Origin of the sequence: Halorubrum sp. Eb13, assembly GCF_002252895.1 — an archaeon.
GTDB lineage: Archaea > Halobacteriota > Halobacteria > Halobacteriales > Haloferacaceae > Halorubrum.
In genome coordinates, this window is the sequence record NZ_NHPE01000086.1 from 229151 (window position 1) to 242594 (window position 13444).

15 protein-coding genes are annotated in these 13444 nt (G+C 65.5%); 6 read left to right on the plus strand and 9 right to left on the minus strand.

What is annotated here, in order from left to right:
- Positions 1-128: 128 nt before the first annotated feature.
- The 3 genes from DJ75_RS10860 to DJ75_RS10870 all read right to left on the minus strand — a co-directional run bounded on the left by DJ75_RS10860 (position 129) and on the right by DJ75_RS10870 (position 2538).
- Positions 129-599, minus strand: coding sequence for a sensor domain-containing protein (locus DJ75_RS10860; RefSeq protein WP_176451442.1), 471 nt, complete (start codon positions 597-599; stop codon positions 129-131).
- Positions 600-679: 80 nt separating this feature from the next.
- Positions 680-1501 (minus strand): CPBP family intramembrane glutamic endopeptidase, encoded by an 822-nt coding sequence (locus DJ75_RS10865; protein ID WP_176451443.1) that lies wholly within the window; start codon positions 1499-1501, stop codon positions 680-682.
- A 122-nt stretch (positions 1502-1623) separates the two neighbouring features.
- Positions 1624-2538: an alpha/beta fold hydrolase gene (locus DJ75_RS10870; RefSeq protein WP_176451444.1), complete on the minus strand. Its 915-nt coding sequence runs from the start codon at positions 2536-2538 to the stop codon at positions 1624-1626.
- Between the two features lie 196 nt (positions 2539-2734).
- On the opposite strand from DJ75_RS10870, the gene DJ75_RS10875 reads away from it, so the two are divergent.
- On the plus strand, positions 2735-3091 hold the full coding sequence (locus DJ75_RS10875; protein WP_094524473.1) for a YbjQ family protein: 357 nt from the start codon (positions 2735-2737) through the stop codon (positions 3089-3091).
- Between the two features lie 263 nt (positions 3092-3354).
- Here DJ75_RS10875 and DJ75_RS10880 read toward each other — a convergent pair whose 3' ends face one another.
- From DJ75_RS10880 to DJ75_RS18655, 3 genes are all read right to left on the minus strand, one after another.
- Entirely contained in the window at positions 3355-4446 is a 1092-nt protein-coding gene (locus tag DJ75_RS10880; protein ID WP_094524474.1) for a PAS domain-containing sensor histidine kinase, read from the minus strand.
- 260 nt (positions 4447-4706) lie between these two features.
- The gene (locus tag DJ75_RS18650) at positions 4707-4853 is read right to left on the minus strand and encodes a hypothetical protein (protein ID WP_158217295.1); all 147 of its coding nucleotides are present in this window, start codon (positions 4851-4853) and stop codon (positions 4707-4709) included.
- A gap of 22 nt (positions 4854-4875) precedes the next feature.
- Entirely contained in the window at positions 4876-5016 is a 141-nt protein-coding gene (locus DJ75_RS18655; protein ID WP_158217296.1) for a hypothetical protein, read from the minus strand.
- Positions 5017-5094: 78 nt separating this feature from the next.
- Between DJ75_RS18655 and DJ75_RS10885 the strand changes: the two genes are divergently transcribed.
- Positions 5095-5877 carry a methyl-accepting chemotaxis protein gene (locus tag DJ75_RS10885; RefSeq protein ID WP_254921959.1) on the plus strand — a complete coding sequence of 261 codons (783 nt, stop codon included), beginning with the start codon at positions 5095-5097 and terminating at the stop codon, positions 5875-5877.
- Positions 5878-5912: 35 nt separating this feature from the next.
- On the opposite strand, the gene DJ75_RS19135 is transcribed toward DJ75_RS10885, so the two are convergent.
- Positions 5913-6119, minus strand: a complete 207-nt coding sequence (locus tag DJ75_RS19135) for a hypothetical protein (protein WP_094524476.1) — start codon at positions 6117-6119, stop codon at positions 5913-5915.
- A gap of 172 nt (positions 6120-6291) precedes the next feature.
- On the opposite strand from DJ75_RS19135, the gene DJ75_RS10895 reads away from it, so the two are divergent.
- The 4 genes from DJ75_RS10895 (at position 6292) to DJ75_RS10910 (ending at position 10177) form a co-directional block, all read left to right on the plus strand.
- Positions 6292-6657, plus strand: coding sequence for a DsrE family protein (locus tag DJ75_RS10895; protein ID WP_094524477.1), 366 nt, complete (start codon positions 6292-6294; stop codon positions 6655-6657).
- 161 nt (positions 6658-6818) lie between these two features.
- A complete protein-coding gene (locus DJ75_RS10900) occupies positions 6819-9245 on the plus strand; it encodes a PAS domain S-box protein (protein ID WP_094524478.1) in 2427 nt (808 codons plus the stop codon).
- A 91-nt stretch (positions 9246-9336) separates the two neighbouring features.
- Entirely contained in the window at positions 9337-9768 is a 432-nt protein-coding gene (locus DJ75_RS10905) for a helix-turn-helix domain-containing protein (protein WP_094524479.1), read from the plus strand.
- Positions 9761-10177, plus strand: a complete 417-nt coding sequence (locus DJ75_RS10910) for a helix-turn-helix domain-containing protein (RefSeq protein ID WP_094524480.1) — start codon at positions 9761-9763, stop codon at positions 10175-10177. The genes DJ75_RS10905 and DJ75_RS10910 overlap by 8 nt, the downstream gene beginning before the upstream one ends.
- Positions 10178-10194: 17 nt before the next feature.
- On the opposite strand, the gene DJ75_RS10915 is transcribed toward DJ75_RS10910, so the two are convergent.
- Positions 10195-11136 carry a 2-dehydropantoate 2-reductase gene (locus DJ75_RS10915; protein ID WP_094524481.1) on the minus strand — a complete coding sequence of 314 codons (942 nt, stop codon included), beginning with the start codon at positions 11134-11136 and terminating at the stop codon, positions 10195-10197.
- Between the two features lie 175 nt (positions 11137-11311).
- Positions 11312-13366: a glycoside hydrolase family 15 protein gene (locus DJ75_RS10920; RefSeq protein WP_094524482.1), complete on the minus strand. Its 2055-nt coding sequence runs from the start codon at positions 13364-13366 to the stop codon at positions 11312-11314.
- Positions 13367-13444 lie beyond the last annotated feature (78 nt).

Genomic DNA, 13444 nt, shown 5'->3' on the forward strand with positions numbered 1-13444 from the left:
GTTTCGAGAAACACTGTAGCAATTCGGCCCGATAATCGTGCGGCCTGGTTTAGGATGTAGGTGGTAATCCCGAGGGCAATAATGCCGATAGGAACCGCTACGATCGCTTCCGGTAATGTATCAATCGTTCAGACGCCGAGTTGGATGCCGTTTTCAACGAGGGAATAGGTGAGTGGTGCCGTGAGCAACCCGATTGAGACGGTCAGTGTCGTCACTACGAGAGTAAAGGACGCGATGCCGACCGGGAACTTCAAAAGCAGATAGCAAAGCCCCACCCAAGTTGAACGCGCCGTCAGGCGAGTCCTCGCTCGCGACCAGATACCCTCGTCCACCCCGGTCTCCATATCGTCGGGTGCTTGAATAGCAAGCCCAAGGAGGTTGTTTGCAAGGCGGCGTTCAAACGAGGCCAGCCGGCGACTCCCAATTACGACAGCGATCAAGAGCGGAATTCCGAGTAGCGTAACCACGAGTCCGATGCCGAGTGTCAATCCAGTTGTTAGGACGACAAAATACAGTATTCCTAAGGGGAACGTCAGCAGGAGATAGAGGAGATTTCGGTATGTTTGGGGGCGGATAACTGATCCGAGCGTCTGACTCAATAGTGACTGCTGTCGGCGATCCTCGGACGTGCTAACAGTTCGTGCAATGATGTTTTGTGGTATAACTTTGTACCCCAGTTCTATCCAGATGGCCGTTCGACAGCATCAGGACTGATCTCAGCTTCACCACCAGCTTGGGCGGCACGCCGGTCCTGCCAGAGGAGCCACATCCCCATCAGACCGACCACGACTGACAGGCCGAGATACGCGAGTATGAACGTCTTCGTTTCCTCAGCACCGATTGTGGCGGGGACCAGCGGAAGCGTGATGTCGGCCGCGACGTGCCAGACGACGAGCGGCCAGAGGCTCCCCAGTCGGAACGCAACAGCTGCCAGGCCGATCGCCATCGGAATCATCAGGACGACCCCGATCAGCCAGTCACCGACCGATGCACCGAATATCACCTGCGAGACGTGGGATAGCGCGAACAGTGCTGCAGTCACGAGGGCGGCAAACAATCGCCCCTTCGATTCGAGGGCGCGGAGTAACACTCCTCGGTAGAGGAGTTCTTCGCTGAGACCAGCACCCAGTGCGCTCCCGACGACGATGACGAGCAACGTGACCCATCCGGATAATGTCGCGCCCTCAGTGAGCGAAACGTCGGGAATGGCGATTCCGAACGCGAACGGGAGGGCCACGAACCCGAATAGCGGCACGAGATACACCAGCGCACGGCGATTGACCGGTGCGGCCAAGCGGATCTTGCCCCACCAGCCGAGCCACGCGACGAGCCCGATGACGAATGCGACCAAGATCCAGTTCGTGATTAAGGAGATGCCATCGAGCTTGAGGCTCGGGAATACGGCGCCCAGTATGTATCGCGTGGCGATGAATAAGGCGACGATGAACCCGAGGGTTCCGACCGCGAAGCTCAGCGGGCGACGCTCGACGAAGGTTGTCATATGAATAGAGACGTCTGAACAGCACAAGTGTTCTCGCACAGTACCCATCCGTGTTTTATATACTCGGTCTTCACCATCCATGCCGTCCGACAACGACAAGATGGGTATCTCGAGCGGGAAGCTCACTCCTCGTCAGGGCCAAACCGTTCATCCAGAAATCTCCGAATATGGTCGGTTACACGTTCTTGGCCTGGGAGCGAGAGGAAGTGCCGTTCGCCAGCCAGGGTGATACACTCGACGAGTGCTGGTAACGTCTGCTCGACACGTGGACGAATTCGACTCGCCGGGAAGAACGGGTCCCGTTCGCTCAAGATGACCAGGGTCGGCGTGTCGAACGCGGCCAGGTCTGCCAGGTCGTCCGGACCGGGGAATGAAGCCTGAAGATCGCCCGTCCGGAGTGCTTGCCCGACAGTCTCGATGACGACGTCGTCGACAGTTTCTATCGAATCGCTGAACATCGGGGCCAGGGCACGGCTCAATAGCCCTCGTCGTGGGACGACTCGATACGCCAGCGACAGAACGACGATTCGGGCGAGAGCCGACGAGAGGGGAGTACCGAACCCTGCGGGAGCGACCAGTACGGATGCAGCGATTCGGTCAGGGGCGTGAACTGCCGCCTCCAAGAGAACTCCCCCACCGTGAGAGACCCCAATCATCGCTGCCCGATCGATTCCGAGGTCATCGAGCACGTCGACGACCCACGGACCGTACTCGTCGGGTTCGTGCGGGTCGCTCCAGCCGGGCTGTTCGGGCGTATCCGGCGCGATGAGGTAGTACTCGCTGGAAAGTTCCTGAACCCACGCGAGGGTCACCGGATTCGTGACGTTGCCGCCCTGGAACACCACTACCGGCGGTGCAGTTGCATCCCCAGCAGTCAGGACGTGCGTTCGGCCTGTTCTGGTCTCGATCCACCGGTCGGTAACGGGGACATCGAGGAGTACGCTGATGGCGTCGTCGTAGAGGTCCCCGAACCGAGACACCCTGGCAGGTCGAATACCGCCGTCGACCGAGCCAGCAGATTGCTCGGAAAACTCCATGCTATCAGTGGCAGCGGGTTCGCGACCAGAGCGAGGTCGTGTATTCATACTAGTGACACGTCGGGTGACGCGATATAGTTGCGTGGCCACTGGTTCGCATAGCGACCTGCCCGCCTCTATCGAGGCCGTAGCCGCGCTAGGTGAACGCATGGGTCACTACTGGTTTATCATCTCTGCCCCCCTCTTAGCGGTAGATATGTCCTCAGAAGCCGTTTTGACAGATGTAGAGCAGTCACTTGTCGCCACCGTCACGACCGAGACGGTCCCTGGCCACGAGATTGTGGAGGTGCTCGGTATCGCCCGGGGCAACACTGTCCGAGCACGGAATGTGGGACGCGATATCACCCAGGGGATTCGGAATCTCGCTGGCGGCGAACTCAAGTCCTACTCGACGTTGCTTGCCGATGCCCGAGATCAGGCCATCGAGCGGATGGAAGCGGACGCACTTGAGATGGGAGCGGACGCCGTCGTGAACGTCCGCATGGAAACGTCGGAGGTCACCCAGGGCGCGTCGGAAGTGATCGCCTACGGCACAGCTGTCAAACTCGCTTAAAAGACTCCCTGTCGCTCTGTCCCGGCCTACGATCTATATGCATTGAGAGCACCGGTCTCAACTATCAATTAGTATTGAAAAAACTCTCTCGCCGGTCCAGTTCGAATACACAGACGCCCGTGACCGCTCTCTCGAGTAACCGAGAGATACCCATTAACGAGACATATATGTCGCGGACAGTCACGGAAGGGACACGTTCGCCGTGAGTTCACGACATTTGCGGCAGCGGTGCGTCCGTCCGCGTCGAGGTGTCCGAGCCCGCGTCAGAGGTCAATTCCGCTGACTTCGAACCGGGCTCCGCCGCTCGCTGACGCTCCGACTCCGATTTCCCAGCCGTGGGCCTCCGCGATTTCGGCGACGATCGCCAGCCCGAACCCCGTTCCGTCTCCCGTCGTCGTATGACCCCACTCGAAGACGTTGTTCCTCTCGTCCGCCGGGACACCCGCCCCGTCGTCTTCGACGTAGAAGCCACTCCGGTCCGACCCGTCGAGCGTTCCGACCCGAACAGCCACCGACGACCCGCCGTGGTCGCTGGCGTTCTCGAAGAGGTTTACGAAAAGCTCGTGGAATCGGTCTCGGTCCGCTCGAAGGGTCGTCGAGGACTCGATCTCGAGCGTCGCCGGCGCCATGTCGCAGTCGACCCAGACGGTCTGCGCGACCGCCGCCAGATCGACTTCGGTCCGCTCGTGAATCAAGTCGCCTTCCCGGGTGAGCTGGAGGAGTTCCGACAGCATCTCTTCCATGCGATCGGCGGCGTTCTCGATCGCGTCGAAATGCTCCGAACCGCCGGTCTGTCTGGCGAGCTCCGCGTGCCCCTGAATCACTGAGAGGGGATTTCGGAGGTCGTGTGAGACGATACCGGCGAACCGGTCGAGCCGCTCGACCTTCTCTTCTAATTGCCGGCGGTTCCGGACGCGATCAGACACGTCCCGGAGCATCGCGACCATCTGCTTCGGTTCGGCGTCCGCCGCGGCATCGCCCCCGTCTGCCGGCTCCAGCGCCGCTCCGGATATCTCCGTCGGGACCTCGTCTCCGTCCTTCGTCAGGCACGTCAGGTCGTCGGTGAAGCCGGTTCCTTCCGTTTTGACCTGTGAAATAAACTCCTCGCGGACCCGAGCGATGTCGTCTGGGTGGATGGCTTCGGGGTCCATCGACAGGAGCTCTTCGCGGGAGTATCGCAGCAGCTCGCACGCCCTCGGGTTGACGTCGACGAACGACTCGGTCCCGAAGTCGACGATCATGACGGCGTCGTTGTTGTGCTCGAATACCTTTCGGTACCGCTCCTCGACGGACGACCGGCCGCCACCGTTTTCGCTCGCTTCGACGTCTTTACCCCCCGTCGGTTCGTTACCCATGTATCGGCTGTCCTCGTCTGAAATTCCAGTGTCTCATTCGGTCGATCGGGCCGCACGACGGCATATCACTCCCCGCGGCGGAAAGCCTGTTTTCCGTCACTCTGAAGCAGGTTCGTCCTCGGGTGAGATAATATTTCACAGGCCCGACGGGCGGGAGTCACTCGCGCCGGCCGATCGCCGGTGCCCCTCTCGAGGCGACGGTTCGGCTCGTCCCGGGTGTCGCGACTCCCCGTGGTACCACGGCATCGCGAACACTGGATTTATTCCGGCTTCCGAGCGTCGTCGTCGACGAACGTCTCGCAGGTGAGACAGTACTCGCGCTCATCTTTCAGCTCCGATGGCTCGATGATCGCGAGCCTGCTCTCCGTTTCTCGACCGCAGGTCGGACAGGTAGCGTCTCCGCTCATGGCTCGATCCGTTGGTCCAGCTCTACGCTTCGTCCCCGAAGTTCTCCTCGTACGCGTCGGGGTGATTCTCTTTGGCGTGATCTTTCAGCTGGTCGAGCGTGTCGAACGTCGCGCCGCAGTCACAGGCGTGGATATCGCCGTCGTCGTGATCGTGGTCTGACATCGTATCTGATAATGTGCGGACCACGATTAAATAGCCCCCGCGGAAGTGTACGCCAACCGCCTCGGCGGACGCATACTCATGAGTCGACAATCACGCGATCACAACGGAAGCGGAGGATCGGACAGGGCGGCGGATCGAGACGTGAAGACCCCGCTCTCGACGCTCACGGCCGAGCACGCGAAGCTCCTCTCGGAGATCGGGACGGAGTTGAGCGAGTCGAGCGACGCGATCGAGTCGCTGTCTCGCGGCGCCGCGGAGGCGAACGCGTCCAGTTCTGACACGGCTTCGCTGGCGGAGACGGCACGTGGATCGGCTCGGGAGGCGAACGCCGATGTCGACGAAGCGAAGGTCGCGGCCGCCGCGGCCGAAGAGAAGTTGGAGACCCTCCGCGAGACGGTCACCGAGATCGACGACATCGTCGGGATGTTGAACGAGATCGCCGACCAGACGAACATGCTCGCGTTGAACGCCTCGATCGAGGCCGCTCGCGTGGGTGAGGCGGGCTCCGGCTTCGCTGTCGTGGCGGACGAGGTCAAGGACTTGGCCGAACAGGCACAGGAGCGCGCGACGGAGATCGAGGCGACCGTTGAGGAGGTGCGATCGACCGCAGACGAGACGATAGATCAGATCGAAACGGTCGACACGCGTACCGACACCGCGGCGGCGTCGATCACGGACGCGGTTGACGACCTCGACGGGATCGCCGACAGCGCGGTTCGGACGTCGGAGAACGTCGACCAAGTGACCGAGACGACGCAGGCGTACGCGGACAACCTCGACGACATCGCTCGAGACGTGATCGACGCGATCAGTCAGGCGAACGAGCTGAACGATCGAACGGATGAGGCGACGGGTCGATAAATTCGTCCGGCGACGAGTAACCGGCTACGCTCGCCTCACAGTTCCATCTCGGTCGCCGAGTCGACCTCGAACCGTGTGACCTCCGGCTCGCCGGCGAGCAGGTCTGGCAGCGCCGCCTCGAACTCTCGGAAGTGGTCCGTCTCCTCGGACCGCGTCTCCGAGAAGGTGGAGGGCCTAGCGGATCGGACGACCCGCCTCCGCGAGTCGCTCGCGACGTTCCGGACCCGTGACCGGGGCGACATACCGTCGGCCGAGGGGCAACGCAGTGACGCGCCGTCGGCGGCCGACGACTGACGCCGCGCTGGTTGGCGCGGTATGTCTCGGTCTCCGGCCCTCTCCTCGCCGGTAACTGGGTCGTAACGAGGTAACTGAGTCCCCCGATAGGGTTTATATTGAACGCACCTGCGGGCCCGTATGGGAAAGTACGCGGTGTTGCTCAGCGCCGGTCCCGACAGGACCGGGAGCGCGCTTAACGGGGTGGAGTACGCGCTCCGGCTCGCCGACGACGGCCACGACGTGCGGGTGTACCTCGACGGCCGGGCGACCCGATGGCCCGGCGAACTGGCGACGCGAGCCGACCACCCGCTTCGCGACAACCTCGACCGGGCAGTGGCCGGCGATGTCGAGATCGCCGCCTGCGCGTTCTGCGCGGCCGCGTTCAATGCGACGTCGGGCTGTCGAACGGAGGGCATTCCTCTTCTCGGAACGGCCGGAGAAGAACACGGACCGGACGTCGCGGCCCTCGTCGACGACGGATACGAACTGCTCACGATGTCGTGAGGCCGGACCGACCCCGTTGTGGACGAGGGGCAGGTCCGCCGTCCCATCGGAGCGGCGACCCTCTCGTGCGGCTGGTTTCTTAAGCGAGCGCACCGAACGAATCAGACGAGAGACGTTCGAATGATCCACTCACGCCTCGCGTCCCGGCGCGCTCCGACGCCATGACGGGGACCTCCGAATCCGGTACCGCGTCGGGCGACGAAGCCACCGTCTTCGAGCGCCTGTTCGAGCACACCCCGGACGCGGTCCTCGTCATCGACTCCGAGGCGAACCGCATCCTCCGCTGTAACGACCGGGCCTGCGAACTGCTCGGATACGATCGGGAGCGTCTCCTCGCACTCGGACCGCCGGACATCCATCCGCACGACTACGAGGTGTTCGAGGAGTTCGTCGAACGCGTCCGTGACAGCGGAAGCGGGTTCACCGCGGAGCTGTCGTGTCACACGCGGGACGGCGAAGTCGTCCCCGTCGACGTCACCGCGACGACCGTCCGGTTCGATGGAGACGACCGGATACTCGCGATCCTGCGGGACGCGTCGGCGCGTACGAAGCGCGAGCGGGAGCTACGCCGCCGGTCGGCGGCGATGGCCGCGGCCGACGACGGGATCGCCGTGCTCGACGGCGAGGGCGCGGTCGTCCACGCGAACGCGGCGTACGCCTCGCTGTTCGGGTACGACGACCCGGACGCTATGGTTGGCGCGACGTGGGGCGGGCTGTACGCGAATCCGGACCGATTCGAACTCGACTGCCGACCCGCAGTCCTCGAGTCGGGCGAGTGGCGGGGAGAATTAACAGTTCCGCGGCAAGACGGCGACGACGTGCCCGTCCGAGCGTCGGTGACTGGACTGGAGGACGGCGAGTTCGTCTGCGTCGCTCGCGACGTGAGTGAGGAGCGTCGGCGAGAACGCCGGCTCACGGGGTTGACCGAGGCGAGCCGCGACCTCCTCGCCGCGACCGACCGCGACGACGTGAGCCGGATCGCGATCCGGACCGTCGTCGATATCCTCGGCCACGAAATCGCCTGCGTCAGACTGTACGACGCCGACGCCAACGAGTTGGTTCGGACGGTCACGTCGGAAGCGGCCGCGGAGCTCGTCGAGTCGGCGCTCGCGTACGACCTCAAATCGTCGAACGCCGGCGCGGCGTACCGGAGCGGGGAGACCGTCCGGAACGAGTCGCCGACCGGCGAGGCGTACACGGACGACCCGTGTCGGGCCGAAGTCCACGTGCCGCTCGGCGAGTTCGGCGTCCTCAGCGCCTTCGACCGCGAGGCACCGATGGGGGCGGTCGACGTTCGGCTGATCGAGCTGTTCGCCGGCGTCGTTCGCTCGGCGTTCACCCGTGCGGAGCGCGAGGAACGACTCCGGACCCGGCGGAGCGAACTGGAGCGCCGCCGCGAGGAGTTGGCGGCGGCTGACCGATTCAACACCCTCGTCACCGAGGTCATTCGCTCGGTCCTGCGAGCGACCAGCGGTGCGGCTGTCAGGCAGTCGGTCTGTGACGAACTCGCCGGCTCCTCGCTGTACGAGGCGGCGTGGATCGCGACCGCGGAGACGAGAGACGACGCCGATGTCGTGACGATCGACTCCAGTGCGGTCGCGACGGGCTCGTTCAGCGAGACCGACGAGGAGTCGTTCCTCACGTCGCCGTTCGCGCGCCGACTGGTCCGGAAGGCACACGACGCTGACACCGCGGTCGTCGAGCGCCGACGCTTCGAGTCCGAGAGCCGTGACGAAGCCGAGTCGGTCGCGGACGACGAGTCCATCGCCGCGGCGGTCCCCGTCGCCTGCGGCCGCCAACGCTTCGGCGTGCTCGCCGTGGCCGGGGCCGAAGAGAGCGGGTTCGCCGAGGCGACGCAGAGCGGCCTCGAACTGCTCGGTGAGACGCTCGGGTTCGCGATCATCGCCGACCGGCGCCGGAACACGCTGATCGAGAGCGACTCCGTCGAACTGGAGTTCTCCTTTGAAAGCCCGCTTGGGGATCTCTCAGCGGCGTTCGACTGCCGGTGTGATCACCTCGGGAGCGTCACCGACGCGGGCGACGCCCACGCCTACGAGACGCGGATCACCCACGGCGACTTCGCCGAGATCCGCGCGTTTCTCGACGACTACCCCGCGGTCCGAGAGTGTCGCCTCGTCGAGCGTCGCGGCGCGACGTGCGTCGTCGAGATCACGGTGGCGGGCGCCCCACCGGGGCTGCTTGCCGAGGCCGGGTTCAGTCTGGTGTCGTTACACGCGAGCGACGGCGACACGAGACTGATGGCCGAGGTCCCGAGCGACGAGGACGTTACGCGCGTACTCGACACGCTCTCGGAGCACTGGGACGGCGTCGAACTGGTCGCCAAGCGCCAGACCCCGACCCGCAGGGCGGACCTCCCGGTCCCGATAGACGGCGCGGCGGGCCTCACCGACAGGCAGCGGTCGGTACTGGAGACGGCCTACGAGGAGGGATACTACGACTGGCCCCGTCGGCACACGGCCGAAGAGGTTGCCGAGAGCCTCGGTATCGCCTCGGCGACGCTGCACCAGCACCTGCGCGCGGCGGAGCACACCCTCGTCTCGTCGTTCGTCGACGACGAGCGAGAGTGACGGAGTGACCCGGGACCCTATGTGTCTCGGTACCCCTCCACCGAGACACGTAGCGTGGGTGACCATACTACTGGGGAGTGACCCCAGAACCATGAGCACCGAACCGATCCCGATATCCCGTCTCGACGGCTCACACGAGCGCACGCAGCGCCTCCTCATCGAGGTCGCCGACGTCTTGGGTCACAAGTGGCATCCGGTCATCCTCACCCAACTGCTGAACGGGGAGCCGCACACGTTCAGCGAGCTCGGGGCGGCGATCGACGACGTGTCGAACAAGATGCTCTCGGACAGCCTCTCGACGCTCGAATCAGAGGGACTCGTCGACCGAGAGGTCGTCAGCGAGAAGCCGGTCCGGGTCCGGTACACCCTGACCCGCCGCGGGCGGGAACTAGAGTCGGTCCTCGATCCGATGCTCAGGTGGGGTCGCGAGCATCTCGCCGGCGATGTAGTCGACCGTCCGCGGGAGCCGGCCGGCCCGCGTCTCCCGGGTCGCCCCGGCGGGGAGGAGGTCGCCGATGAGTAGTCGCTCCGACCGCGGCGGCAGCGCGACCGCAGACGCTCTCGCGACGCGCGGGACCGGTGGCCGGTCGGACCGGGACGACGGGCTCGCAGTGGAGGAGCCCTCCCGCGAGGAGGTGCTCCGCACCGTGTTCGGGCTCGGCGGCCACGACGTCCGGACGTACGACGCGGTCGCCGAGTCGCCGGGATCCACCACCCGGGAGCTCGCAGACGACCTCGACCGCGACCGTAGCAACGTGAACCGGTCGCTGAACCGGCTCCGAGAGGTGGGACTGGTGACGCGGAACCGTCGCCTACTCGATGCGGGCGGGCACGTCTACCAGTACTCCGCCGTCGGATCGAGCGACGACGTCGTCGCGCGGGCGGTCGACCGCTGGCGGTCGGCCGCGCTCAACGCGGTTGTGTCAGAGTAGCGCAGTTTTCACAGCAGTCAGGAGTCGTCGGATTTGCTCGACCGGTTTCGCTGCGCCCACGGTTGCAGAACCGCGTAGACGGCCTCGTTCATCGGGACGGCGACGCCGTGCTCTCGACCCCGCCGGACGACCGCGCCGTGGAGGGCTTCGAGCTCCATCGGCTTGTCGTGCGTCATGTCGTAGTGGAGCGACGAGTACGAGTCCGCGCCGAGGCCCTCGGCGAACTCCATCCACCGGTCGACGGTCCCTTCCGGGAGCTCGATCCCGGCGGCCCGGCCGACCCGACACGCCTCCTGAACGATCCGTCGGTACATCTCCCGGGATTCCTCGTGGCTCCGTATCTCGCCGAGCGGGAGGCGCACCGCCGCGGTCATCCCGGCCTGGGCGCAGATGAACGCGGCCTTCTCCCAGAGATCGGTCCGTATGGCGTCGGACAGCTCGGCCTCCATTCCGTCGGCGCGGTCGCACCGCTCCAAGAACCGCTCGGCCCGGTCGCTGTGCGCGCCGTCCAGTTCGCCGAAGGTGAAGCTAGTCGGACCGCCGGTGTGTTCGACGACGCCCGGCTCCGCGATCGTCGAGAAGATGTAGGCGACACCGCCCATGACGTGCTCCCGGCCGATCTCGGCGGCGAGCGTCTCCTCGTTGTCGAGGCCGTTCTGCAGCGAGACGACGGCGGTGTCGTCACCGAGAAGTGGCCCAAGCTCACGGGCCGCCGCCTCGGTGTCGAATGATTTGACCGTGAACAGCACGACGTCGCAGCGGCCGACGTCGGCCGGGTCGTCGGTCGCGGGGAGATCTGCCGAGAAGTCCCCGTCGACGCTTTCGACGCGAAGGCCGTTGCGGCGGAGCGCGTCGAGATGGTCGCCTCGCGCGATGAGGTGGACGTCGGCGCCGGCCCGAGCGAGACGACCGCCGAAGTACGCGCCGACGCCGCCCGCCCCGTACACCGCGACCTTCACCGGCCCTCACTCTCCGTCGGAATCGGACTGGAGTCTGACATCGTTCGGTACGGTTCGGACCGGTCGTGTTAACCCTTGTCTACTCCCGCCGGTCGCGCAGTTTCCAGGTGGTTCGCCGATCGACACGACTTCTTCGTCGCGGCGGGCGTCGTCGGAGAGCCTTCCCGCACGCCGGTCAGTCGGTCCCGCCGTCTGGCGCGAGCCCGAACGCCTCGTCGCGGACGTGGTGTTCGACGAGTAGCAGGTACGTCGCCTGGCTCCACTGGAGGTTCGAGTTCCAGCGGACCCGACCGCCTCCGTCGACGCGCTCCGGGAGGAGCCCGGCCGTCGTCGTCCACTCGTGGACGTCCTCGAACACGTGGTCCGCGACAGCGTCCGAGCCGCTCCCGCCGAGCCGCCTGGCGACGTCGGCGTACGCCTCGCAGAGCGGCCAGCCGCCGTCTTCGACGGTCCCCGTGGGCGTGTAGCGGTCGCCGGGGTACCGCCCGAGACAGGGCGAGTCGCCAGCGACCCACGCCTCGTCGGCGGCGGCGTCGAGGGTCGCTGTGACGGCGTCGCTCTCGGCGTCGGCGACGTTCCACGGCCAGACGGCCATGAACGACGCCGCGTCCGGCCGGGCGTCGGCCGGCGGATCGGCCGGTGTCTCCGGGCTGTCCGCCGTGACGAGGGCGTCGCCGTACGGCGTGGACTTGAAACAGTACTTCTCGAAGTTATCCGCCCACACCGCCGCCCGCTCACGGCACTCCTCGGCGAACGCCTCGTCCCCGTGCGCGTCGGCGAGCTCCCCCATCGAGCGCAGTCCGGCGATCGCCGCGGCGGTGCCCTCGGTGCTGTGGCCCCAGATCTCCTCCCACGGGTCCTGGTGTTTCTCCGGGAAGCCGTAGCCGTTGTCGTACGAGAGGAGGAACTCGGCGGCGCGCCGGGACATGTCGTAGTGCTCGTCGAGGAGGTCGTCGTCGCCCGTCTCCCGCCAAACGAGCCAGTGGGCGTATATCGGCCCACCGATTTGGTCGAGTTGGAGCGCCCGCCAGTGGGCCTCGCCGGTGACGAAGTAGTTCTGCCACCACGTCCCGTGCCGGTCGATGCCGCGGTCGTCGACGACGTCGCCGGTGATCTGGTTCTCGTCGAACCACCGGAGCGCGAGTCGCGCCTCGCGTTCGGCCCCGGCCGCGACCAGCGCCTGCGTGATGATAACCTGATCGCGGGGCCAGATGAACTTGTACGTCATATCGCTCGGCTTGAACGCGCCGGCGATGACGCCACAGCAGCCGTCCTGCGCGCACTTCATCGCCGTCAGCGATCGCTCGTACAGGTCGTTGACATCGGGGTCGTCTGTCGGCCCGTCCGAGACCGTCTCGTGCCAGTCTTCCCACGCCGCCGCGAACGACTCCCGCTCCGACTCGTAACCGCGGTCGAGGAGCCGGAGGGCGTGCTCGACCGCCGCCTCCTCGCCGTACCCGAATCCCACCCCAGTGAGCCACGACGCAGCGTCGGTCTCGCCGACGTACAGCCCGACGCCCACGTCGAGGTTCCCCTCGGCCCGGTCGGTGTCGTCGATGAATCCGTGGTTCCTCTCGTAGATATCCGCCCACGCGCTCCGGTCCGGGCCCTCCGCGACGCCGGTGTGGCCGATCCGGCGCCCGTCGAACTCGCGGTCCCCGTCGCGGTCCTGTGCTATCGCCACCCACCGGTCGCCGTCGGTCGCGACCACTAGCTCCGCGCCGTCGCGCTCAGTGACGAACGCCTCCTGAACCGCGTTGGGGTCCTCGTGGTCGTGGCCGTGGATTCCGAGGTCGGCGACGGTGTAGAAGGTCCGCTCCGCGACCGTCTCGAACGCCACGTCTGTCTCGATCAGCAGGCCGCAAGTGTCCACGCTCGCGACGACGCGCTGCGTGAGGGTCCCGGTCGATCCGTCCTCGTCGAAGCGGTTCTCGAGGGTTATCTCCGGGACCTCGCTCGACGCGTACGAGACGTCGCTCTCAACGGCGTCGTCGCGGGCGTCCAGCGTGTGTTCCTCGTCGGCGTTCCACGCGAGTGTGTGGAGATCGTAGAATAACTCGATGTCTGACCGAAACGCCGACGTCTCCTCGATAATTGCGCCGTGACGGTCGCGCTGAGGATCGTCGTATCTGTTCGCGGTCAATAGGACGTTCGCACCGTCGTCGCGCGGCGCGCTGAGAATCGCGTCCTTGTCACTCGGTACCGACGGCGCGTTCGACTCGACTGGCATGGTCGGTGAACGATTGGTGCGTTGATAAGACCGAGGCGATAATGTACTTGCGTTACCATTCGGCATGATCATGTTCGA

Bases quoted from the DNA above. Each gene is read 5' to 3' on its own strand.
- DJ75_RS10875 (WP_094524473.1), top strand. From the start codon at position 2,735: ATGTCCTCAGAAGCCGTTTTGACAGATGTAGAGCAGTCACTTGTCGCC.
- DJ75_RS19135 (WP_094524476.1), bottom strand. From the start codon at position 6,119: ATGTCGCCCCGGTCACGGGTCCGGAACGTCGCGAGCGACTCGCGGAGG.
- DJ75_RS10885 (WP_254921959.1), top strand. From the start codon at position 5,095: ATGAGTCGACAATCACGCGATCACAACGGAAGCGGAGGATCGGACAGG.
- DJ75_RS18655 (WP_158217296.1), bottom strand. From the start codon at position 5,016: ATGTCAGACCACGATCACGACGACGGCGATATCCACGCCTGTGACTGC.
- DJ75_RS10920 (WP_094524482.1), bottom strand. From the start codon at position 13,366: ATGCCAGTCGAGTCGAACGCGCCGTCGGTACCGAGTGACAAGGACGCG.
- DJ75_RS10865 (WP_176451443.1), bottom strand. From the start codon at position 1,501: ATGACAACCTTCGTCGAGCGTCGCCCGCTGAGCTTCGCGGTCGGAACC.
- DJ75_RS10910 (WP_094524480.1), top strand. From the start codon at position 9,761: ATGAGTAGTCGCTCCGACCGCGGCGGCAGCGCGACCGCAGACGCTCTC.
- DJ75_RS18650 (WP_158217295.1), bottom strand. From the start codon at position 4,853: ATGAGCGGAGACGCTACCTGTCCGACCTGCGGTCGAGAAACGGAGAGC.
- DJ75_RS10900 (WP_094524478.1), top strand. From the start codon at position 6,819: ATGACGGGGACCTCCGAATCCGGTACCGCGTCGGGCGACGAAGCCACC.
- DJ75_RS10870 (WP_176451444.1), bottom strand. From the start codon at position 2,538: ATGGAGTTTTCCGAGCAATCTGCTGGCTCGGTCGACGGCGGTATTCGA.
- DJ75_RS10905 (WP_094524479.1), top strand. From the start codon at position 9,337: ATGAGCACCGAACCGATCCCGATATCCCGTCTCGACGGCTCACACGAG.
- DJ75_RS10895 (WP_094524477.1), top strand. From the start codon at position 6,292: ATGGGAAAGTACGCGGTGTTGCTCAGCGCCGGTCCCGACAGGACCGGG.
- DJ75_RS10880 (WP_094524474.1), bottom strand. From the start codon at position 4,446: ATGGGTAACGAACCGACGGGGGGTAAAGACGTCGAAGCGAGCGAAAAC.